This window comes from Deinococcus betulae, from assembly GCF_020166395.1.
In the GTDB taxonomy this organism is placed as follows: domain Bacteria; phylum Deinococcota; class Deinococci; order Deinococcales; family Deinococcaceae; genus Deinococcus; species Deinococcus betulae.
The window spans coordinates 227776-250597 of record NZ_JAIQXU010000002.1 but is presented as its reverse complement, the minus strand read 5'-3'; the positions used below and the strand labels follow the sequence as shown (position 1 = coordinate 250597).

The window sequence follows — 22822 nt, the reverse complement described above, 5'->3', positions numbered from 1 at the left end:
GAGTCACCTTTACAGACAGCAGCAGAAGTGGAGCTGCGGGGTATACGTTCTCCGCAGGACGGAATGGACAGCCATTGTCAGCTTCCTCCCCTCACGCCTGGGAAGACCATCGTGCCGCCCCGCAGAGTATGGGGCGGCAGGAGTTGAATATTTCCTGTCAGTGGTGGACTTCGTCTGACCTGGGCGGCAGGACCATCACCCACGCCTGGCGGTGCCCGAGCGGGCCGTGGCCCGCGCCTAGCCCCGGCGCGTCCCGCAGCGCCGCCTGAAGGTAGGCGTGCGCCTGAGCTGCCGCGTCCGGCAGGGGCAGCCCCAGCGCCAGCCCGGCCGTGATGGCGGCAGACAGGGTGCAGCCGGTGCCGTGGGTGTGCCGGGTGTGCCGGCGCCGCGCCCGGAAGGTCAGGTGCTGGCCGTCCACATGCAGGGTGTCCACCACGGTCTCGCCCGGCGCGTGCCCGCCCTTGAGCAGCAGGGGCAGGGTCTCGGGGGCGCCCGCCGCCCGCAGTGCCGTCCATTCCGGCGCGTTGGGTGTCACCAGAGTGGCCAGGGGCAGCAGGTCGCGCAGCAGGGCCTCCAGTGCGCCCGGCGCCAGCAGCGGGTCGCCGCTTTTGGCCAGCATCACCGGGTCCACGACCAGGGGCAAGTCGCGGTTCCTCAGGACGCCAGCAACCGCGCTGACGGTGGCGGCGCTGCCCAGTGCGCCTGTCTTGACCGCCGCCACCGGAAAGTCATTCAGCACCGCTTCCAGCTGGGCCACCACCTGCTCGGGCGGCAGCGGCCACGCGCCGCGCACCCCGCAGGTGTTCTGGGCAGTGATCAGGGTCAGCACGCTGGTGCCGTACACCCCGTAGGCCTCGAAGGTCTTCAGGTCAGCCTGAATCCCGGCGCCGCCCCCCGAATCGGACCCGGCGATGGTCAGGGCTACCGGCACCGTCATGCGCGCACCCCCGCCTGCACCAACGTCAGCACCTGCTGGGCGGTAACCGGGGCCAGCAGGGCGCCGTGCCGCCCGTGCCCTGTAGCCACCACCACGCCCGGCAACGTTGGATGCGGCCCGACCAGCGGCTGCCCGCTGGCGGTGACAGGCCGCAGGCCCACCAGGGCCGTGGCGCGGCCTGTGGCGGCGCCCGGCACCAGTTGGCGGGCCACCCCGCGCAGCCAGCGGGCGGCGTGCTCGTCCGGGGTAACGCGCCACGACGCGCGGGAGGTCGCGCCCACATAGACCCCGTCCGGGCGGGTCAGGGCGTAGCGGGCAAATCCGCGTGCGGGCGGGCCGTACACTGCCCCGCAGTTCAGCGCAGAAGCCAGCCGCAGCGCCTGTCCCTGCACCGCCCGCACCCTCACCCCGAAGGCGGCGCTCCAGACTCCGGCGGCCAGCACCACAGTCGGCGCAGTCCAGTGGCCCTGGTCGGTCACGACCCCCACTCCACGTGGCCCTGGCGTCAGCGCCAGCACGCGCGCCGGAAGCACCGGCACGTGGCAGCGGGCCGCGCCGACCACCGACGGTGGGTGCAAGGAGCCTTCGCCGGGGGTGACCTGGGCCGGCCCTTCTGTCTGGAGGCGTCTCACCCCTTCACGAAAAAAGACCGGCTGGCCACTGACTGCTTCGAGGCGCTGCGCCAGGCGGGGCCAGCGCCGCAGACTTTCCTGGGCGCCGGTCCAGAGAGGACTCTGCCGCAGGCCCTCACCGTCTGGGGTCAGCAGCCCGGCCGCCGCGCGCCACGCCGCCCCCGGTCGCCCGGCATCCAGCACCAGCACGTCGGCCCCGGCCTGACGCAGCGTAAAGGCGACCAGCGCGCCTATCAGCCCGCCGCCCACCACGATGACCTCGGGCGGCCCTGTTCGCGTGCCGGACGCAGAAGAAGCTGCGGGCATCAGAGCGGCACCTCCGGGTCGGGCAGGCGGGGCACGCCCTGCACCGGACTGCTGGGGCTGGCGTGGGCGCGCGGCGCCATGCGTCCGGCCAGAAACGCCGCGCGCCCGGCCTGCACCCCCAGCGCAAAAGCGTGGGCCATGGCCACCGGGTCGCGGGCTTCGGCGATAGCGGTATTGACCAGCACCGCGTCGGCCCCCAGTTCCAGTGCCTGTGCGGCGTCGCTGGGTACGCCCAGGCCAGCGTCCACCACCACGGGCACGCCGGCGCCGTCCAGCACAGTCGTCAGCAGGTCCGGGGTGCGCAGGCCCCGTCCTGTGCCAATCGGACTGGCCAGGGGCATCACCGCCGCGCAGCCCGCCGCTTCCAGGGCGCGCGCTAGGACAGCGTCAGGCTGCACGTAGGGCAGCACCACGAACCCGTCAGCCGCCAGTTCCTCGGCGGCGCGCAGGGTGGCTACCGGGTCCGGCAGCAGCCAGCGGGCGTCAGGGATAACCTCCAACTTCACCCAGGGTGTCCCGGTGGCGGCGCGGGCCAGGCGGGCCACCCGCACGGCCTCGGCAGCGGTGCGGCAGCCCGCCGTGTTGGGCAGCAGTTGCAGGTGGTCCCAGTTCAGCGCGTCCAGCAGGCCGTCGTGGCCGGGGGCCCGCAGTTCGACCCGCCGAATGGCCACCGTGACAATCTGGGTGCCGCTGGCCTCCAGGGCGCCGCGCATCACCTCAAAGTCTGTGAATTTCCCAGTGCCCAGCATCAGGCGCGAGGTAAAGGTGCGGCCACCCAGCCTCAAGATGTCCGGTGACATCAGCCGCCACCCAGGATGCGGACAATCTCGACGACATCCCCTTCGTGCAGGGCGCGGTCTGGAATCCGGGCACCGGGGTAAAAGTCGTCGTTGACGGCCACCGCCACGCGCGCCGGGTCAATGTTCAGGGCATGCAGCAGCGCGGGCAGACTCAGGCCAGGGGTCAGGGGATAGGGGTCGCCGTTTACCCGCATGGGGTCACCGCCGGGCGCCGCAGGGCCGCGCGCAGGTCGGCCGCCGCCTGGGCGGGGTCAGGGGCGTCCAGCACCGCGCGCACCACGGCCACCCGGCGGGCCCCGGCCGCCAGCACGCCGGGCAGGGTACAGGCGTCAATGCCCCCGATGGCGTACCAGGGCACCTGGGGCCGCAGCGCCGCCACCTGCCGCAGGTACGCCAGGCCGGCCGCCGCGCGTCCCGGCTTGGTGGGTGTGGCGTACACCGGCCCGGCCGCAATATAGGCGGGCGCCTGGGTCAGGGCCCGCCCAGCCTGCGCGGCCGTGTGGGTGCTCAGGCCGACCAGCAGCCCCGGCGCCAGCCCATGTGCCCAGGCGGGGGGCAAGTCGCCCTGGCCCAGATGCACGCCGTCGGCGCCGCAGGCCACCGCCACATCCACCCGGTCATTGATAAACAGCGGCACGCCGCGCGCCTGCGCCTGGTCGGCCAGCCGGGCGCCCAGGGCCATATAGGGCCGGGCCTCCCAGTCCTTGCAGCGCAGTTGCAGGATCTCCACCCCGCCGTCCAGCGCGGCGGCCACCCGCGCCAGAAACTCGGCCTCGGGCTGGTCGGGGCGCGGCGTGGCCACCAGGTAGAGGCGGCCCAGGGGACCGGTCCAGGGTTCTGGGGGCCGAAGGTTTGAGCCCGTGCCGGCCGCCAATTCTTTCGGTTCCTGCTGCCCCAGTGCCCCTGCGTTCCGGTCTCTCCTCTGTGGTTCAGTCATCGGCGCCCACCTCCACATACAACTTGCTGCCGCGCGCCCGGAATTCCTGGGCTTTGGCTTCCAGGCCTGCCAGCACCTCCGGGGCGCGCAGGTCGTGACTGAGCTTCATGGAGCAGAACTGTGGCCCGCACATGGAGCAGAAGTGGGCCGTTTTGGCCGCGTCGGCGGGCAGCGTTTCGTCGTGCAGCGCGCGGGCCTTCTGCGGGTCCAGGCCCAGGGCAAACTGGTCTTCCCAGCGGAACTCAAAGCGGGCCTTGCTCAGGGCGTTGTCGCGGGCCTGGGCGCCGGGGTGGCCTTTGGCGAGGTCGGCGGCGTGCGCGGCGATGCGGTAGGCGATGACCCCGTCGCGCACGTCCTGGCGGTCCGGCAGCCCCAGATGTTCTTTTGGGGTGACATAGCACAACATGGCGGTGCCGTACCACGCGATCTGCGCCGCGCCGATGGCCGAGGTGATGTGGTCGTAGCCCGGCGCGATATCGGTGGTCAGCGGCCCCAGGGTATAGAAGGGGGCCTCGTGGCAGACCTCCAACTGGCGGGTCATGTTTTCCCGAATCAGCTGCATGGGGACGTGGCCCGGCCCCTCAATCATGGTCTGCACACCACGTTTCCAGGCCACCTGTGTCAGCTCGCCCAGCGTGTCCAGTTCGGCAAACTGCGCGGCGTCGTTGGCGTCTTCCACACTGCCGGGACGCAGGCCGTCGCCCAGACTGAAGGTGATGTCGTAGGCGGCCAGCAGCTCGCACATCTCGGCAAAATGGGTGTACAGGAAGTTTTCCTGGTGATGGGCCAGACACCATTTGGCCAGGATGCTGCCCCCGCGCGAGACGATCCCGGTGCGGCGGCGCGCGGTCAGCGGCAGGTGCGCCAGCCGCACGCCGGCATGAACAGTCATGTAATCCACGCCCTGCTCGGCCTGCTCTATTAGAGTGTCGCGGTAAAGGTCCCAGGTCAGTTCCTCAGCCACGCCGCCCACCTTCTCAAGCGCCTGATAGATGGGCACGGTGCCCACTGGCACGGCGCTGCTGCGCAAAATCCACTCGCGGGTGGGGTGGATGTGGCGGCCAGTCGAGAGGTCCATCACCGTGTCGGCGCCCCAGCGGGTGGCCCAGATCATCTTGCCCACCTCTTCCTCTATAGAACTGGTGACGATGCTGGTGCCCAGGTTGGCGTTCACCTTGACCCGGAAGTTGCGGCCGATGATGGTGGGTTCCAGTTCGGGGTGGTTGATGTTGGCAGGAATCACTGCCCGGCCCCGCGCCACCTCCGAGCGCACGAATTCCGGGGTGATCTCGCGCGGAATCCCGGCTCCAAACGCCTCGCCTGGATGCTGGTGGGTCAGGTCAAAGCCTTCGTCTTGCCGCAGGTTCTCGCGCAGGGCCACAAATTCCATTTCTGGGGTAATTTCGCCCCGGCGCGCCGCCTGAAGCTGGGTGATGGCCTCGCCTGGCCGCGCCCGCCGGGGGGCCGGCACTGCCGGAAAGGGAAGAGGACCGCTGCGGTCCAGGTCGGGATGAGAGCGGCCAGGTTGTGCTGCCAGACGCGGGTCATGGGCCAGCCAGGGGCGCGCGTGGGTCAGGCCAGCGCGCAGGTCCACCGTGGCAGCGGCGTCGGTGTAAGGGCCGCTGGTATCGGGCACCAGCAGCGGTGGATTGGGCCGCGTGCGGGTCAGTGCGCCGACCCGTTCCAGGGTGGGCGACTGATGAATCCGCCGCGCTGGCACGCGCACGTCGGGGTGCAGATGACCGCGCAGATATACCTTTTCGCTGCTGGGAAAGGGCGTGGTCAGGTCGGGGTCCAGGGCCAGGGGAGGTGGGGTGAGGTCGGGCCGCAGGGTGGTTGTCATTGAGTACTCCGGGGAAGGCGGCAATAAGAAAGCGCCGCCGGGCGCCTGTGGGCGAACGGTTAGGGATGAGGCTGGCATCAAGCCGCCTGCGTTAACCCGCTGACGCGGGTAACATGAAGTGCTTTGGGTCTACAAAACGACAACGCCCCCCTCACGCGTTCGGAGGGGGGCAAAACCACAACTGCGGCCTGGCACCCGTCACGCTCCCTCCGCTGGTGTGAACCAGATCAGGTTCCTAGGGTTAGGCCGCTGCGGCCCTCTCAGCCGTTCTGATGAGAACGGCACCCCTGGTGACTGCGGCGAGTCTACACGGTTTGGCAGGTGGTGGCGTGGGAACCAGCGTGCAGAGAGGGGCTGTCCTCTCGACTGGGTCCAAAACGGGTGATGTTACAGCCGGCCTGCAAGCGTTCCTTGATGGCAACGCACAGGGGCGCTCAGCAGCGTGGTCGTTCTGTGGTGGCCATCCTGTTTGTCCTGCACGCCAGCATAGGCCGCTGAGTCGGCGTCTGGATTCGGGGGCTTGGTCGAGAGTTGCCCTGCCTGGCTGCAGCCACAGTGTCGTCCTGGCGTTCTCTGGCGGCACTCGGGCGCGGCGTCTCGTAAGCACCAGAATCGCTGGCCGCTCTATCTCGGCACTGGGCTCAGTGGATGGCGGTTCATGTCCTTGTACAGCAGGTATTTGGTCCAGTCGCGGCCCAGCGCCCCGTACCACTGCGGGCAGTGGGCGCCCATCCAGATCACGTCACCCGTGACCACGGGGTAGTAGGTGTCTTGCAACTTATACAGGCCTTCACCAGCCAGCATCAGCAGGCCGTGTTCCATGTAATGAATCTCGGTGTAAGGCAGCGTGGCGCCGGGCGCAAAGCTCATGGTGCTGACCATGAAGTCAAAGCGCGGGTCGTCCGGCAGCAGTTTGCGGGCCAGCAGGCGCTCGTCGCCTTCAAAGGGCGTGCCGGGAGTATCGCGCTCGTTGCCCCAGCAGACCCCAGGCCCAGGGGGACTGGCCGCCGTCTCATACGGTTTTTCATAGACGGCCACGCGGGCCGCCTCCAGGGCTGTCAGGGTATGAGGGGTGCCCGCCGGTACAAACAGATAGTCAGCTTCGTGCAGGGTCCGGGTTTCGCCGTCCACTGTCGCGTCCACCGTCCCACTCAGGACAAAGGCAAAGCGCTGATGGCCGTGTGCCGATGCCTGTGCGGTCGCCCCGGCTGGCATCTCGGCCGTGAACTGCACGAAGCGTGCCCCCAGGCCTATGACCGGCGCGATGTGCAGCACCACCGCGCTGCCGGGCCACTCAGCCAGGGCGGTGCGCACAAAGGTCTCGGGGGTCAGGACCGCGTGAGAGGGCTGCAAAGCGGAACGGGTGACGCCCAGGTGCTTCATATGGTCTCCACGAGAATCAGTTCAGAGCAGCCGTGACGCCAGAGGGCAACAACTGTTGGGCGTGAGGCGGATTGCCCCCTAAATGTCTGGGCGCTGCACGCACCAGATAGATGTCGTGTCATACCGACTCTGATTGAACCGTTTGCAAAAACGATGAAATCCGACCAGAGGGAGGAAGGAGCAAAGCGGGTTCCGGGCGTGGAGTTGGCCAATCGGTTCTCTCCCGATTTGTAAACGAAACAGATGGAATCCTTCTCATACGTCTCCAGTGGGGGTGAGCAGGCGCCCGCGCACCTCACCGTCAAAGTGCGCGCCGCTCGCCGTCCAGCGGTACACCGGCTGCCCACGCAGATAGGTGGCGTGAACGCGCCCCCGGAAGGCCTCTCCCCGGTATGGGTTGGCCTGATGGCGGTCGTGCAGTTCGGTCAGAGAGAAGTCTTCGTCCAGCTGCACCAGGGCAAAATCGGCGTCGGCGCCCACGGTCAGCGCGCCCTTGCCCCGCAGGCCAAAACGCCGCGCCGGATTCAGGGCCGTCACTGCCGCAATCAGTTCCAGCGGCACGCCGCGCGTCCAGTGACCGTTCAGCAGCACATTCAGCGTGGACTGCGCGCCGCTGATGCCTCCCCACAGCGCAAAAAAATCATCCCCGGTCTTCAGTTCGGATGGGGCGGGCGAGTGGTCTGAGCCCACCGTGTCTATCTGCCCGGCTTTGAGTGCGGTCCACAGCGCTTCGCGGGTGGCCGCGTCACGCAGGGGTGGGGCACACTTGAGTAGCGGCCCGGCGCGCTCGGCGTCCTCGGCCGTGAAGTGCAGGTAGTGGGGGCAGGTCTCGGCGGTCACGTCCACGCCGCGCGCGCGCGCCTCCGCGGCCAGCACCACGGCCCGCGCGGTCGACAGGTGAACGAGGTGCAGCGCCGCCCCCGTGTCCTCGGCGTACAGCAGCGCGCGCGACACGGCCTCGGCCTCCGTGATGGGGGGGCGAGAGGCGAGGTAGTCGCGCACCCCCTGCCCGCCGGCCTGCCGCGCGGCCTGGGTCAGCGAACGGGTAAAGGCGTCGCTCTCGGCGTGGGTGGCCACCACGCGGCCCAGCCGGCGCGCAGCCTGCATGCCGGCGTACAGGGTGGCGTCGTCGGCCGCCGGGAACTCGTCCAGGCCGCTGTGACTCATAAACGCCTTGAACCCGACCACGCCGCAGGCCGCCAACTCGTCCAGATCGTCCAGATTCAGCGGGGTCAGGCCGCCCCACAGCCCAAAATCCAGGCGCGAGCGGGCCTGTCCTGCCGCCCGCTTGGCCTCAAAGGCGGCGCGGTTCAGAACAGGCGGACTGGAATTAAGGGGCATGTCCAGCAGGCTGGTCGCGCCGCCAGCGGCCAGCGCCCTGGTGCCTGTGTCGAAGCCTTCCCAGTGGGTGCGGCCCGGCTCGTTCAGATGGACATGGGCGTCCACCACGCCAGGAAAGATATGGAGCCCCGCCGCATTAATCTCCTGATGGGCGGGGGCGTAAATCTCCAGCGCCAGGGTGACAATCTGGCCGCCCTCCACGCCCAGGTCGGCGCGCAGCGGGCCAGCGGGCGTGACCAGCGTGCCGCCGCGCAGCAGCAGGTCCAGCGTCATGGCTGGCCCCCAGTGTCAGCAGCCAGCCCCTGCACAAAGCGCACGCCCACCCGCAGGGCGGCTTCTACGTCCTCTGGCATCACGGTTTCGTCGGGGTGGTGGCTCAGGGCGTTTGGTGAGCGCAGAAACAACATGGCGGCCGGCATTCGCCCCGCCAGGATCATGGCGTCGTGGCCCGCGCCGCTGGGCAGATCAGGAACGCTCAGCCCCTCCTCAGCCGCCGCGCGGCGCAGCCGGGTCTGAAGCTCCCCGTCCATGGGCACCGCCGGCTGGGTCATCTTCTCGGTGACGGTCAGAGTCACGCCGCGTTCTCTGGCCAAGCAGTGGGCGTCGGCCAGCAGGGCCGTCAGGGCTGCCTGGCGCACCTCGTCGCGTTCGTGGCGGATGTCGAGGGTGGCCTGCGCCGAACCCGGAATCACGTTGATGGCCCCAGGCTGGGCGCTCAGCATTCCCACCGTGGCCACCAGCCCCGGCGTGGTGCGCGCCCGGTCCTCGGCGGCGACCACAAACCGCGCGGCGGCGGCCAGCGCGTCGCGGCGGTGCGGCATGGGGGTGGTGCCGGCGTGGGCTGCCTGCCCGGTCCACTCCAGCAGCAGTCGACTCTGCCCCGCAATGGCTGTGACGATGCCCAGACTGGCCCCGGCCGCCTGTAGCACCGGCCCCTGCTCGATATGGAATTCCAGAAACCCCAGACTCTGGCCCGTGACGGCGGCCTCAGGCAACTGGGTAAGGTCCAGGCCGTAGGTGCTCAGGGCTTCGGCCACGCTGATCCCCTGGGCGTCCACGAGGGGCAGCAACTCGTCCAGGGTGCCCACCAGCGCCCGGCTGCCAATGAACGGCACACCGTAGCGCACCCCTTCCTCCTCGCTGAAGGCCAGCAGTTCGAGCGCAAAGGGCAGCGGCGCGTCCCGCAGCGCCTCGGCGACAGCGAAGGCCAGCGTCACGCCCAGTACGCCGTCGTAAGCCCCCGCATTGGGCACCGTGTCCACATGCGAGCCCAGGTAGAGGGTGGGGGCGTCAGGGCCTGGCCCCTCGCGCCGGGCCCGCAGGTTGCCAGCGGCGTCGCCGCGCACACTCAGGCCCAAGGCCTGCGCCCAGGCGGTCAGGTACGCGGTCACGTCGCGGCTTGGGGGGCACAGGAAGGTGCGCGTAATCTCACCTGGCGTCTCGGTAAAGCGCGCCAGGTCGGCGCAGGCCAGGAGGGCGCGGCGGGCCAGGGCAGTCAGGTCAGCGGTCAAGGGCTTCCTCCGGTGGGTGGGGCGTCAATCCCAGGCGCTGCGCCTCCTGCGGAAAGTACGCGGGCGCAGTGGGGGAGAGAACAAGGTGGTCCAGCAGCCGGGCTTCTGGCGCGGTGTCTGGGCAGAGGCGGCGGCGCAGGGCCAGATAGGTCTCGGGCCTGAGGCGAGCGCCGTCTGCTAACGGCGCCTGGGCCCGCACCCACTGCCACAGCAGGGCGCGGGCCAGTTCGGCGGTGGCGGTGTCTTCAAGGCGCCCGTGCCGGAGCACCACTCCACGTCCCTCAAACCAGGCCCGGAACACGTCCAGCGCCAGGCCAGCGGTGTCCTGCACCTCGCTCAGCGGCAGGGGGCCAGGGTCGGGGAGAGTTAACAGGCGCTCAGGGGTGACAGGTACGGCAGAAGCCAGTTCGGCGGGCTGAGCCAGTCCCTCACGCACGGCGCTCAGAAGTTCGGGCAGGCCCGCCCAGGCGGCCACGAACCCCTGGCGGGCTTCACGGGCCTTGTCCGCGCGCACCGCGCTCAGGGCCGGTGCCGCCGGGTCGGCTGGATCGGGCGCCAGCGCAGCGGTGCCGCCCACCGCCTGCGCCCCGCGCCGCCGACAGACTTCGGCCAACCCCTGCGCATAAGCTTCTAGGGCGTCTGCGTCCATGCCCAGCCGGGCGCGCGCGGGCAAAGGGCCAGCGCGGCCTGCCCCGACATGCTTGACCAGGCTGAACACATAGTCCCAGCGCCCCGCGTTTAGCCCATAGGCCCAAGTGCGCAGGGTGTGCAGCAAGGCGTCGGCACCCAGCAGCCCCGGCCAGGTTTCAATTTGCAGGCAGACCCGCAGGGTGCCGGGCTTCAGGGCCAGGTGCGTTTCGCAGAGGCGCAGGGCGTCGGCCCAGACTTCGGCCTGGGCGACCGTTTCCAGCTTGGGCAGGTACAGGTGCGGTGCCCGGCCGGGGTGCGCGGTCAGCAGGGCGGCCAGGTCACACAGCGCCGCTCGCGCTGGCTGGCCGTTCCAGGTAAGGGCCGGTTCGCAGGCGTACAGGGCGCGGGGCCGCGCCAGCAGCGGCACGGGAGCCGCCAGTGCTGCTGGCAGGGCGCTATACGCCGCTGCCACGTTCGCGCGGGTGGGCGAGAAAGTGTCGTCGAAGTCCAGCACCACGGCGTCGGCTCCGGCCGCCAGGGCCGCGTGTAGCGCGCCGAGGTCACTGGCCTCCACGATAAGTTCGGCGCGGCCAGGGTGCAGGTCAGGTGGTATGGGGGCCGCGTGGTAGTCAGGAGGGGCGGGTGCCAAGACTTCTCCTTCGTCCAGCCCCGCCCAGCGGCCCGCCAGTTCAGCGTGCAGCCGCGCGGCCAGCGTTCGCGCCGCCCCTGGCAGCAGGCCGCTCAGGGCCGCCTCCTTCTGTTCATGCGCCGCAGCATACAGCGGCCTTCCGCCGCACTGTGGGGCGACAGCAAATCCTTCAACTGAATATGTGGCGGCCCGGCTGCGCCTACCCCGCGCCGCCCAGCCGCGCCGAGATGCGCGTAGCCGCCGCGTGCGCCGCCGCCAGAAAGCGCGGCACCTCGCCTGGCGTCAGGCGCGAGGTCGGGGCCGAGACACTCAGGGCCGCCGTCACCTGGGCCCCAGCGCCGCGTACCGGCACCGCCACGCAGCGCACGCCCAGTTCACGTTCCTGGTCGTCCAGGGCGTAGCCGTCGGCGCGCACCGCCGTCAGGGAGGCCAGCACCGCGTCTGGGCTGGTGAAGGTGTGGGGTGTGAAAGCGGTCAGTGCAGTCTGGGCCAGGGCCAGGCGCGCTTCCTCATCGGAACGGCTGGCCAGGAGCACCTTGCCCACTCCGGACGCGTGGAGCGGCGCCCCCGCGCCGGGCTGTGTGAACATCCGGACCAGTTGCGGTCCCTCCACCTGATGCACGTAAGCGGCCGTCCAGCCGCCCCCCCCGGAAGGGCGCAGCACCGCCAGGTTGGCGCTCTCGCCCAGCTCGGCCACCAGGGCGCGCATCTCGGGGTCGGCGGCGGCAATCAGGGCCTGCGCGGCGTCAAAGGCCGCCCCCACCTGAAAGGCCCGCAGGCCAATGCGGAACAGCCCCGAAGCCTCGTCCCAGTCCACGAAGCCCTGCTGCCGTAAGGTTTCAAGGAGGCGGTATGCCGTGCTGACCGACAGGCCAGAAGCGCGCGCCACCGCGCTGAGGGGCGCCTGACGCAGGCCAGCCAGCGCCCACAACACGCCCAGGCCCCGTTCCAGGGTACGGACGCTGCCCGGCGCCTCGGCGCCACGTGTCCGCCCACTGCGGGGGCGCGCGGCCCCGTCGCCTGCCCCGCTCAGGCCAGCGCCTCGTAGCCGGGCAGGGTCAGAAAGTCCATCAGCGGTGACTGGGTGGCCGTGGTGCGGAACAGCCGCGCGGCGTCTTCAAAGGCGGCGCCCAGCTTCGCCACCTCGTCGTCGTACAGGGCGTCAAACAGCTTGGGCGTCAGGGGACGGCCGTCGTCCAGCGTCACGCCGTGGTGGCGCCACTGCCACAGCTGCGCCCGCGAAATCTCGGCGGTGGCGGCGTCTTCCATCAGGTTGTGCAGCGGCACCGCGCCCGCTCCGCGCAGCCACGCCGCCAGGTACTGCACACCCACATTCACGTTCAGACGCACACCTGCCTCGGTGACGGTGCCGTCCGGCGGTGTCAGGAGGTCGGCAGCCGTGACCCTCAGCTCCTGCTGCTTGCCGCTGTCAATCTGGTTGGGCGCCGGCATCAGGCGGTCAAAAACCTCGGTGGCCAGTTCCACCATGCCGGGGTGGGCGACCCAGGTGCCGTCGTGGCCGTTCAGGGCCTCGCGCTCCTTGTCCACCCTCACCTGCTCGAAGGCCGCGCGGTTTTTCTCCTCGTCGCCCTTGACCGGGATGAAGGCGCTCATCCCGCCAATAGCCGGGGCGCCGCGTTTGTGGCAGGTCTGAATGGCCAGCTTGGAGTAGGCCGTCATCATCGGCACCGCCATCGTGACCTTGGCGCGGTCGGGCAGCAGGCGGCCCCCATGCGCGCGCAGCTTCTTGATGTAGCTAAAGATGTAATCCCAGCGCCCGCAGTTCAGGCCCGCCGAATGCTCGCGCAGCTCATACAGGATCTCGTCCATCTCGAAGGCCGCCAAAATGGTCTCGATCAGGACAGTAGCCTTGATGGTGCCGCGCGGCAGCCCCAGCGCCTCCTGTGCGTACAGGAACACGTCGTTCCACAGCCGCGCCTCGTGGTGGGATTCCAGCTTGGGGAGGTAGAAGTACGGTCCACTGCCGCGCGCCAGCAGTTCCCGCGCGTTGTGCCAGAAGTACAGCCCGAAATCGAAGAAGGCCCCGTATAGGGTCTCTCCGTCCACCTGCACATGCTTTTCCGGCAGATGCCAGCCGCGCGGGCGCACGAGCAGAACGGCCGTGCGGTCATTCAGGCGGTAGCTTTTGCCGCCGGTGTCCAGACTGATGGTGTGCCGCACGGCGTCGCGCAGGTTGACCTGCCCGCTGACCACGTTGTCCCAGGTGGGGCTGCTGGCGTCCTCGAAATCGGCCATGAACATGCGCGCGCCGCTGTTCAGCGCATTGATAATCATTTTGCGGTCCACTGGCCCCGTGATTTCCACGCGGCGGTCATGCAGGTCAGCGGGCAGCGGCGCAATGCGCCAGTCGCCTGCCCGGATGGATGCCGTCTCGGGTAGAAAGTCAGGCAGTTCGCCGGCGTCCAGTCGTACCTGCCGCGCCTCGCGCTCGGCCATCAGGGCGCGCCGCCGTCCCTCAAAGCGGCGGTGCAACTCGGCCACAAAAGCTAGTGCTTCAGGGGTCAACAGGTCACGCTGGGCGTCCCTCACAGGGGCGGTCATAGTCAGGCCGGGCGGCAAGGTCTGGGTCATCGGGCACTCCTGAATGGCTGGAAAAGAACTATAATTTTCAACTGACGAACTTGATTTCTATTGTACGGAAAATTGAGAGTAAGAAAGCTTAGCCCCGTTCCTGCTTCAGGAACAGGTGACAAAGTGATGATCCAAGCTATGGGCCGCAAGTCAGAGCGTGTTGGTTGCGGCCTGACTACTGGTCTTCGGCGGTCTGTAACACTGCCTTCTTGCGTCCTGCCTGAACGCTTGATGCTGTGTGCCTTGAGAATGGCCAGGGTTGTCTCTTCATCTCATGCCTGCTGCTCTTTCCGAGAAGACGATTGCCACCGAGTAGAAAGCCGAGTTGAGGGTCACTCTCTTTCAGATCGGTGCCGAATCCGCATAACCCTGAAGAAAGGGCCGCAAGTAAAGGGCGGTGTGGCGGCCTTTGTGGGTCGCAGTCTGCGTGAAGAGACTGTGCATGGCGGGCGTCGGCAGGTGCTGGTCTGGCCAGGTGCTGAGCAGCGTCTGGATCAGCGCCCGGTACGCGGCGGGGTCATCCCCCTGCGACTTGAGCCAGGTTTCCACCCGCCGGACCGTTTCATGAAGCGGCAGCAGTGGGGTGGGAAACGCGCAGGCCACCATCAGTTCACGCACGTCTCCGGTGACTGGATCTATACGCAGCCCGATGCCAGAGCGGCTCTTCCGGGCCAGCCCCGCCCGGATCAGCCCCGGAATTTCCAGTTTCAAGACCTCTGGTCTAGCGGGCAGGTCCGTCAGAGACAACAGGGTCTCGATTAGGGCGGGCCGCCAGCCGTGCAGTTCGTAATACAGCTTGCAGGCCACCTGACCCTGCCCTGCCAGGGCAAACCCCACCTCCTGGGGAAAGCCAGCCTGGCCAAGCAGGTCCAGCATGCGCCGCAGGCGGTCAGAGACTGCAAAGCCCGCAGCGTCCAGCGCGGCGTCAATTCTTGCTCGGCCCCCGCCCAGGGCCCGGTGCAGGGTATTCAGGTAGATTTTCAGGGCCGGCGCCTGCACAGTCTCGGCCGACGACAGCACCTGATTCACGCCGCCCCAGACGGTGAAGCGCGTTCCATCCGGCGCAGCGTTCATGGGGTCGGTCAGGATCCGCAGGGCTGGCCAGAGGCGCGCCCAGCCTGCCTGAAAGCCCAGGTGAGCGGCCACGTCTTCCAGAACGCGCAGCCCGCTCTGGGTCCGGGCGGGCGGCGGCAGAAAGGGGTCACCGACCTCTGCGGCGTACCGCAGCGCCGCTGGCACCTGAGGGCCGGTGACGCAGGAGAACTCCAGCGGCAGCCCCCCAGACAGCGCCGTGAGCTGCCGCGAGGGCCACAGGCCCGGAGGGTGCAGGCTCAGCCGGGTCAGGTAGGCACAGAGGGTCTGGGCGTCCTGGGCCTGCGGCTGCGTCAGGCCGGCAGCCAGCGCCGCGCGGGTCACCACGTCGTGCAGGGGATGGGGTGGCGCTGCCGTTATGCGGCTGCGGCGTGGGCGACTGCCCTCCCCGCTGTCCGGGTCGTCCAGGGCCAGCGCCCGCAAGACGCTCGCGGTGGTAAAGACGCGTCGGTCGTCGCGCGCTGTCAGCGTGACGCCGATGCTGGCCGGGTGCGCGGGCGGCACACGCAGGATGGGGGCGCCCGGCCAGGCGCCGTCACTGGTTTGCCGGCTCAGCAGGTGCGCGGTGGTGTGGGCGGCCTGCGGCTGGCCCAGCGCCTGCTGGGCACGGAGCTGCCAGGCCAGGTCAAAGGCGTGCCCCGTTTGGGAAAGGGTGGGCGGCTCTGGCCGAGTGGGTCGCCCGGAGGCCGCCCAGACCTCCAGTGTCAGGCCCGTGGGGTAGGCGGGGCCTGTCCACCAGAATCCCGTCCATAGCCCTTCCGGGGTTTGCTGGGGCGCTAGCGTAGCGGTCCAGGCTCCGTGCAGCCCGGCAGTGGACAGGTCGCCCAGGTCATGCAGCGCGCGCAGGGCGGCGGCGGTGACATCTGGTGACGGCCGCGTCCAGGCGTGCGCTGGGTTTGGCCAGAGGTAGGTGCGGAACCCCTCCCCGGCCACCTCGTGGGCGCGCAGAACGGCCAGGGCTCCTGCTGGAATGGGTTGACCCAGCCGCGCTAGCAGCGATAGGGCGTGCGCGGTGCTGTCTGCATCGGCACTGACAGCGGCGTTGTAACCCCAACCGCCGCGCGGGTGTTCGTGGGCCAGCAGCCACTGGGCGGCGTGCTGCGCCGCAGTCCGGGCCCTGTGTCTCGGCTCTTTGGGCAGCCAGGGGCAGACCGACACCGCGTGGAGCGCCAGGCCCACATACGCCGTCACCCAGGCGTCTGAGGTGCCCACGGGCAGCCAGAAGTCGGTCCAGCTGCCCGCCGGGTGCTGGGCGCGGAGCAGGGAGGTTAGGCCCCGTTCCAGCGCTTGAACGCGCAGCTCCACTCCTGGCGCGGAGCTAATCATTGGTGGTCGCGTTCGGGAACACGAAGAGGTTGGAGCCTTCCCCGTCTTTGGGCTCGCTCCACTGCCCCTGATGGTCGAAATAGATGTTGCGCACCCGGTACCCGAAGCGGTTGATGTCGCCGCCCGCGCTCCCCACGATGTCGCGCAGGGTCTGGTTCATGCTGACGGTGGCCTGCGCCGCCGAGGGGCTCAGGATCACCTGCTGGTCGGCAAACCCGGCGCTGTGAATCTGCACCTCGACGCGGTAGAGGGTCTGGTAGGCGTCGGGCAGCGGCGTGCGGGTCAGCAGGGGGCACTCCACCTGAAGCCGCCAGCTGATCGAGCCGCTGGGGGCGACCTCGTGAATGTGCTCCAGCACCTGCGCGGCGGGGGTGACCAGTTCGTGCCCGGTCAATTCGACCTGAATGGCGTTCCAGAGTTCGCTCCCCAGGTCAGCCGTGGGTTTCACGTTCAGCGTCACGCCGCCGGTGGCGGGCAGGGTCAGCGGAAAGGCGACGCCGTCCACCTGGGCCGCGAAGACTTCCAGCGGCGTCACCGAGTTCTCGTCGTATTGCAGCAGCCGCGCCGCGCAGCCGCCCACGCGGGTGTCCACGCCCGCGCCACTGCTGATGACGACCTGTCCTGGCGAGAGCAGATCGGCCGTGTCGCCTTCCGGCAACGTGACGGTCAGGGGGAGGCTCGCCACATCGGCCAGATTCAGGCGCAGCGGCACGTGAAAGACCTGCGGCTGCGGGGTCGAGTCACCTGGCGCGGCCATGTTCAGGGTCACGTCCACCTGCCCGGTCAGGCCGATGGGTCCCACCAGCAGCTGCGCCAGCAGGCGGTAGAACTCCAGTGACAGGTCCACCACGATCTCAAAGCTGCCTTCCAGCCCAATTTCGATGTCCTGCGCGCCACCCAGGGCGCGGACCTGATCGGGAAAGGCGCCGCCCAATCTCAGCACGGCTTTCTCGTAGCCGCCCATGACCACCGTGGCAAACGAGATGGCCCCACCGCTGGTTTTTCGCAGGGTGTCGCGCAGCTTGACCAGACTGGCCGGGTCGTACCAGGGGGCGGCCCGCAGCAGCACCCGCACGCGAATTTCGTCTTCGGCGTCGCGGTACAGTGCGGGAATGACGTGGGGGGCGGCTAGGTCTGGGTTGTAGGCCAGCCGGATCTCGTCGGGCAGGCGGTAGACCGTGTTGGGAAAACTGGCGGCCCGCACCAGCCCAAAGCCGATGTTCTGCCACGCCGCACCCAACGAGGCGTCCCCCACCACTGCGCTGAAGACCGGCCGGTTGTGTTCCAGCGCCGGGTCGAAGAAAAAGGGCACCGTGCGGGTCAGGGTGACCTGCCGGAAGTTACTCTGCGTCTGCCGCTGGCGCTGCCTGTTCAGCACGGTTTTGATGAGGTCCGGATTGAAGCGGACATCAGCGATCAGGCGGTCCAGTTTCAGGCGCGGGGCGGGGGCCACGGGGGTCAGGTTGATCAGCGGAACGGTCAGGTTCACGGGCTCAGGCGGCGTCGGTGGTCCCTCCGGGCGCACCTGGAGGGGCCGAATCAGGGCGGCGCTCCGCAGCAGGGACCCCCTTACGCCCAGCGACCCGACCCCGTCCGCCACAATCCGGTGGTCGCGGATGATCGGCGGGCGGCGGGGCGGGTCATCCACCACGACGGTTTCGTCCAGCCAGTAGCCATACGAGAAATTCACGGTGACCGCTGCACCCGCACCCAGCTGACTCAGGGCGCGGTACATCGGGTCCACTTCCTCCGGGGTCAGTTCTACGCCCACGCGCAGGCGGAAATTGGGCGTGGCCGGGTTCTGCGGGTCGTCGGTGCCGACCAGTGTGGGGCTGTCCAGCGGTCGGGTGCGCGCCTGCCCGCCTTCCTGCCAGGTCAGGGCCACGCTTTCTACCTTCACGGCCAGCGGTTCCGCCCCCGCCGGGAGCCCGGCCAGCGGCGCTTCCTCCAGCTCGAACTGAAGCCGCACGTGCCCGGCCGGGTCTTTCAGAAATCGCACCTCTGGCCCCAGCGGTTCCACGGTGCGCTGCGCCACCCGTAACTCTGGACGGTAGAGCCACTGTCCTCCGATAGCCTGGGCCGCCACGCCATCGTTGACGGGGGCCTGCGCCGGGACAAAATGGGGGGCCTGCTCGTCTCCGGCCACCTGCATGAGGTACTGCATGCGGGCCATCGGCAACCCTAGGGCGATCTGCGGGCGCACCGACAGACTGAGGGGCTGGAGACTGCGAACGTCAATGGTGTTTTTCTCAGGCATGGGCCTCGCCTCCGTCAGGGCACGACGAGAATCGGGTCGTCGGTGGGCGTCCAAGCGACTTCATGGTTGTCGGCGGGGTTCACGCCCACGTAGCGCAGGCGGTAGCTATAGGTACGAAGTTGGGCGTTTCGCAGCAGCACCTTCCAGGTCTGGTCGGCCTGCGCCTCGGGCCGGAAGGTGTAGTTGATCTGCTCGTCAATCTGGTTGGCGGCGTCCTGATAGCGCAGGTAGGCCAGCACCAGCTTGTATTTCGTCCAGTCGGTGGTGCTGGGGATCACACTCACTTCCAGGGCGTCCACTGCACCTTCGCCGCAGACCAGCGAAGTGCCAAGTTCACCCTTCCTCTCCTTCTGGTCGCTGCGCGCGCCGTTCTTATACAGAATCAGCACGTCGTACACGAAGTCGCGTTTGTTCGGGTCGCGCAGGCCCAGCGCCCAGGCACTGGATTCGCCGTTTTTCGTAAATTCGGTGTGGTGCTCGGCGGAGAAGTCGTGCACGGCGTCGCGGTAGCGGGCGTTGACCTCAATCTTTTCCACCACGCTGAAATCTGCCTGGGCCATGAAGCGGGTGGTCAGGGTCTGCTCAAACGGGTCGGTGATGCTGAGGTTCTCGGCCTGTCCACTCTGCTCCGGCAGGTCCATGCGCTGGCCGTCGGACAGCACGAAACTCGCCTGGTAGCGGTAAGGGCCGGGGTCGCTGGCCGCCGCGCCGCCCGGTTTTCCGGTATAGGTAAAAAAGGTGGCCGCTGGCTTGTCCGGGGTGAGTTCGAAGGTCTGCTGGGCGCTGGGGCCGCTGTAGCCGGGGTATTTCATGGCGACCTGTACGGCCTTGACGTTATCCGGCATGCGCCCCAGCAGCAGGTTCACTTTCACGAAGCCCAGGCGGCGGTAGGAAATCACCAGCTGCCGCTCGTTACTTTCAGTGGCGCCTGTGGCAGGGACGCGAATGGTTTCGCCCGTGTCTTTGTAGCTGATCTCGCTCCAGTAGCGGTAGCGGTCTTTGGGCGCGCCGTCGGCGGCTTTGGCCATGACCTGCCGGAAGCGGCCGGGCTGATCGGCGGTCTTGAACAGAAATTCCTTGGCCTTTTTGACGTGGATGCCGCGCACCTCGTCCTGCTGGTCATATTCCATGAAGACTTTCAGGGCGTACACAGGGTCGGCGGCAAAGTTCACGTTGGCGCTGACGGTCACGTCCAGTTCCTGAAAAAAGGTGTTGCTCAGGTCCAGATAGCTGGTCAGGGCCTTCACCTCATCCGGCGTGATCGCCTGCGAGAACTGCACGCTGGGGTTGGCAGCCTTTTCCACCAGTTGCGAGCGCGTGATTTCCATGTGAATGCGCCCGGTGTTCTCGGTGTTGACCGGAATGGCCGCCGCCGGGTTCTCGACCTCTTTCGCTACTTCTTGCAAGGCGGGCTGAAAAAAGGTGGGCAGCACGTTGGTCTGAAAAATCTCGAAGGCCATCTTTTCGAGGTCGTCTTTCTGCGTGTTCTGCGCCGCGCCGGGCAGGCTGGAATCATCCACCGTAATCGTGAGGTTGTGAAAGGTGTCGCGGAATTTGGTGATGCTGCTCAGCTCGTCCCACTCGTGAACATACGAGCGCGAATAGTAGGTGATGCCGAAGATGCTCTGCGAGTGGTGGCTCTCGTAGCGCTTGTGGATGTAATTCTTGACTTCCTTGTAGAACTCGCCCCGGTCGCCGTCAATCACGATCTTGATGGCCGGAATGCGCGCCGCGAACTTTAGCTGATACTGCACGCCCGCCAGCACATTCCCTTTTTCCAGCGCCTGCCGGAACAATTCCGCGCCGTCCTGGTTCAGGTCGGCCGAGAAGCTGGCGAGGTTGCTGTCAATCAGCGACGGCTCTTTCGAGCCTGCCGTGTAAATGACCATGCTGGGCGTGACGGCCGTGAACTGCACGGTGCCGGACAGCCAGATCGGCGGGTAGCCCAGTTCTGGCTCAGTCTGCGCGAACGGCAGGTTCAGGAACCACCAGCCCCGGCGCTGCTCGTCGGCCAGTTTGTCTTTCAGGTGGGCGCGAATCTTGTCTTCCTGCTCCTTGCTAACCCCGGCGCGGGTGGTGACTTGCAGGTAACCGCGCTCCACCTCCAGATCGCCGGAGGCCAGCCGGTCCAGGTCGCGGGCGTACAGGATGAAGGTAAAAATGGGCCGGTTCTCGTCGTCGCGGGCAATCGAGGCGCGCTCGGACACCATGTAGAACTTATGGCGCTTCTCGTCGTCACGGTAAATCTGCACGTTGGGCACGTCGGGGACGGTGAAGGAGTTGAACAGGGTCAGCATGTGGGGCTCCTTGAATTGAAAGACGGTTAAAACGACGTGACCTGAAGGGCACCCTGAAGATCAGCCGGGGATACGCTCAGCGGCCCTTCCAGGCACAGGGAAGTGGAGAGCGTGCGGGTGGTCTGGGCGGTGAAGGAGGCAGAAAAGGTTCGGAGCGGCTCTGCGGACGTGCTGGCCCTGTGGCTCGCCTCGGTCTGGGCGGCGGGAGTGGTCACCTCGTAGCGCAGGCGGGCGTCCGGCAGGCCGCCCTCGCTCCAGGCGCGTTGCAAGTCGGTGGCCTGCTGCGGCGTCAGGGTGGCGCTCAGCACGCATTCGTTGGCGGCCATCAGTGAGGGGTGTCCAGTCAAAGTCAGGCCTGGCAGCAGATCGGCATGAACCTGCCCGGTCAGCCACTCAGGGCTGAGGAGGGTTACGCGCACCGGTGGAGCCTCTCTGGGCCGGTCGCGGTTGAGAGATTCTTCCAGCGCGGCGGTGAGGGTCTGGCGTTCGCTGTCCGTCAGGGCAAGCGTGAGGGTCAGCTGAACCTGGCCGCCCAGCAACTGGAGGTCCGGGCCGCTGCCCCGCCCGTAGGCCAGCAGGCTCAGGGCCGGGGTGCCGTTGTCATTCCGCGCCAAGCGTGGTGCGTCGGGCACGGCATAGAAGCGGGTCGGATCGGCGTGGTCGGCATAGACCTGCACACCGGGGACATCTGGCACGCGCGAAAGGTTGTTCTGATCCAACATGGCGGCCTCCCCTTAGGGCGCGAAGGAACCGGCCCCGGCCTGCTGCATAAACAGCCGCAGCAGCTGAGTGCCCCATTCCTGACGGGAATCGGCGTCCATGACCTCGTCGTAGATGATCTGTTCCTGCGCGCTGAGGGTCGTGGCGGGCAGCGGCAGGCGCAGGCGCACGATGCCCAGCGGCGGAGGCGGCCCCGGCGCCTGAAACGGCAGGCTGAACCAGGCGGTCAGCCCCGCCTGTACGTCGGGCGCGGACTGCTGGAGATGCACGCCCCACAGGGCCTCGCGGTAACGCGCGATGGCCCCGGCGCCGTCCATATACGCCACCGAATGTTCCAGATCGGTGTACAGGCTGCGGCGCATGGCGTTGGCCGACCCGATGATGGCCCAGGCGTCGTCCACGATGGTGGATTTGGTGTGGATGGTCTTGGTGAGGTGGCTGAATACCCCCACGCGGGCCGACTGCGCGGCACTGAGCCCTGCCAGAAGGTGGTTGTTCACCGCCACGCGAAAGAACTTGGCCGTGTCGTTGTTGGGGTCGTCGTTGGGGTCGAACAGCCCGGTCAGAATCACCACCCGCACGGTGTCGTTGGCCTTTACAGCGGCATTGACCCAGTCGAAGACCTCGCCGGAGGTAAAGCCCTGGTCCTCCATGTAGATATACGTCTGCGCGCCCTGAATGCCCTTTTCCCAGGCGCTGCGAATCTCGAAGAGGCCGCCAGGCGCGAAACTCAGCGGGTCATTGCTGGGAATGCTGGCCCCGCCCAGGCTGGCAATCCCGCTCACCGAGCCAAAGCGCATCTTGGGGAAGGTCCGCAGGCTCTGGGTGCGTGACTGGCCCCCCGCCGCCGTGGTCAGGGTGCGGGCCGGCAGGTCGGGCATCCCGCTCGGCGCGCCGCTCAGGCTGCCGCCGCCGGACGGCGCCGTATGGCTGGTGCAAGTCACGCCCCCAGCGGTCAGGGATACGGGTGAGCGGCCCCGGACTTCGTTCCACAATTGCCGGAAGGTGTCGTGGAGGCCCTGTACAGCGGGCCCGTCCACCTGCGCTTCCACATCGTGCCAGGATGGAAGAAGCCGGGAATTCAGCAGGTCAATGCCGCCCGTGAACGCTGTGGCGCTGGCGCTGCTGCCCACAACCGCCATCTTCATATGGACGGCGCCCGCCGGGTGCGCCAGGATGTTCAGCACGGCCTTGTCCGAGAGGCGCGGTTCGGCGCGCAGGGCATTGACGAAACTCATGGTGTTGCCGTTCAGCCCCAGAATGCTGCGCAGCTGCGGCGCGGCCTGCGCCCGGCTGTTTTGCAGGATGGACGGCGCCATGACCCAGCCCAGCACGCGGACGTCCACGCCAGCGCGGGCCTTGACCTTCAGCAGGTCGGCCAGTGGGGTGCTGCCCAGGTTGGTGCCCGCCTGAAGCCACCACCCGGCGATGTAAATAAAGTCCCCGGCGGCGCCCGTCAGCGCGTCGATTTTTGCTTTCAGGGCGGCGAAGTAGGGTGGCCCGCCGATGTGAGGCGTGATCGTACAGCCGGAGTGTGTGGTCAACGCGGAATCCAGAGAGGGCATGGCG

General features: G+C 68.2%; 17 protein-coding genes and 1 riboswitch. All 17 genes read right to left on the bottom strand.

The features are described from left to right. Nucleotides 1-157: 157 nt before the first annotated feature. Nucleotides 158-937: a bifunctional hydroxymethylpyrimidine kinase/phosphomethylpyrimidine kinase gene (gene thiD / locus K7W42_RS03470; RefSeq protein ID WP_224572294.1), complete on the bottom strand. Its 780-nt coding sequence runs from the start codon at nt 935-937 to the stop codon at nt 158-160. After that, nucleotides 934-1875: an NAD(P)/FAD-dependent oxidoreductase gene (locus K7W42_RS03465; protein ID WP_224572293.1), complete on the bottom strand. Its 942-nt coding sequence runs from the start codon at nt 1873-1875 to the stop codon at nt 934-936. The genes thiD and K7W42_RS03465 overlap by 4 nt, the downstream gene beginning before the upstream one ends. Next, nucleotides 1875-2675 carry a thiazole synthase gene (locus K7W42_RS03460; RefSeq protein WP_224572292.1) on the bottom strand — a complete coding sequence of 267 codons (801 nt, stop codon included), beginning with the start codon at nt 2673-2675 and terminating at the stop codon, nt 1875-1877. Before K7W42_RS03460 ends, K7W42_RS03465 begins: the two co-directional genes overlap by 1 nt. Continuing rightward, the gene (gene thiS / locus K7W42_RS03455; protein WP_224572291.1) at nt 2675-2869 is read right to left on the bottom strand and encodes a sulfur carrier protein ThiS; all 195 of its coding nucleotides are present in this window, start codon (nt 2867-2869) and stop codon (nt 2675-2677) included. The genes K7W42_RS03460 and thiS overlap by 1 nt, the downstream gene beginning before the upstream one ends. After that, on the bottom strand, nt 2860-3612 hold the full coding sequence (gene thiE / locus K7W42_RS03450) for a thiamine phosphate synthase (RefSeq protein ID WP_224572290.1): 753 nt from the start codon (nt 3610-3612) through the stop codon (nt 2860-2862). Before thiE ends, thiS begins: the two co-directional genes overlap by 10 nt. Then, nucleotides 3605-5455, bottom strand: coding sequence for a phosphomethylpyrimidine synthase ThiC (gene thiC, locus K7W42_RS03445; protein WP_224572289.1), 1851 nt, complete (start codon nt 5453-5455; stop codon nt 3605-3607). Before thiC ends, thiE begins: the two co-directional genes overlap by 8 nt. A gap of 186 nt (nt 5456-5641) precedes the next feature. Beyond that, a riboswitch (TPP riboswitch) is annotated at nt 5642-5754 on the bottom strand. A gap of 325 nt (nt 5755-6079) precedes the next feature. Next, entirely contained in the window at nt 6080-6838 is a 759-nt protein-coding gene (gene allE / locus K7W42_RS03440) for a (S)-ureidoglycine aminohydrolase (protein ID WP_224572288.1), read from the bottom strand. Nucleotides 6839-7093: 255 nt separating this feature from the next. Beyond that, nucleotides 7094-8452, bottom strand: coding sequence for an allantoinase (locus tag K7W42_RS03435; RefSeq protein WP_224572287.1), 1359 nt, complete (start codon nt 8450-8452; stop codon nt 7094-7096). Further along, the gene (locus K7W42_RS03430) at nt 8449-9690 is read right to left on the bottom strand and encodes an allantoate amidohydrolase (RefSeq protein WP_224572286.1); all 1242 of its coding nucleotides are present in this window, start codon (nt 9688-9690) and stop codon (nt 8449-8451) included. Before K7W42_RS03430 ends, K7W42_RS03435 begins: the two co-directional genes overlap by 4 nt. Next, nucleotides 9680-10969 carry an aldolase/citrate lyase/malate synthase family protein gene (locus K7W42_RS03425; RefSeq protein WP_224572284.1) on the bottom strand — a complete coding sequence of 430 codons (1290 nt, stop codon included), beginning with the start codon at nt 10967-10969 and terminating at the stop codon, nt 9680-9682. The genes K7W42_RS03430 and K7W42_RS03425 overlap by 11 nt, the downstream gene beginning before the upstream one ends. Nucleotides 10970-11168: 199 nt before the next feature. Beyond that, the gene (locus K7W42_RS03420) at nt 11169-12002 is read right to left on the bottom strand and encodes an IclR family transcriptional regulator (protein WP_255639018.1); all 834 of its coding nucleotides are present in this window, start codon (nt 12000-12002) and stop codon (nt 11169-11171) included. Then, a complete protein-coding gene (gene aceB / locus K7W42_RS03415) occupies nt 11999-13561 on the bottom strand; it encodes a malate synthase A (protein ID WP_224572283.1) in 1563 nt (520 codons plus the stop codon). Before aceB ends, K7W42_RS03420 begins: the two co-directional genes overlap by 4 nt. Before the next feature lie 342 nt (nt 13562-13903). Further along, on the bottom strand, nt 13904-15979 hold the full coding sequence (locus K7W42_RS03410) for a prenyltransferase/squalene oxidase repeat-containing protein (protein WP_224572282.1): 2076 nt from the start codon (nt 15977-15979) through the stop codon (nt 13904-13906). Beyond that, nucleotides 15972-18236 (bottom strand): hypothetical protein, encoded by a 2265-nt coding sequence (locus tag K7W42_RS03405; protein WP_224572281.1) that lies wholly within the window; start codon nt 18234-18236, stop codon nt 15972-15974. Before K7W42_RS03405 ends, K7W42_RS03410 begins: the two co-directional genes overlap by 8 nt. A 14-nt stretch (nt 18237-18250) precedes the next feature. After that, complete coding sequence (locus tag K7W42_RS03400) at nt 18251-20533, bottom strand: hypothetical protein (RefSeq protein WP_224572280.1); 2283 nt, start codon at nt 20531-20533, stop codon at nt 18251-18253. 26 nt (nt 20534-20559) lie between these two features. After that, on the bottom strand, nt 20560-21255 hold the full coding sequence (locus tag K7W42_RS03395) for a hypothetical protein (protein WP_224572279.1): 696 nt from the start codon (nt 21253-21255) through the stop codon (nt 20560-20562). A 12-nt stretch (nt 21256-21267) separates the two neighbouring features. After that, the gene (locus K7W42_RS03390) at nt 21268-22818 is read right to left on the bottom strand and encodes a phospholipase D-like domain-containing protein (RefSeq protein WP_224572278.1); all 1551 of its coding nucleotides are present in this window, start codon (nt 22816-22818) and stop codon (nt 21268-21270) included. Nucleotides 22819-22822: the final 4 nt, after the last annotated feature.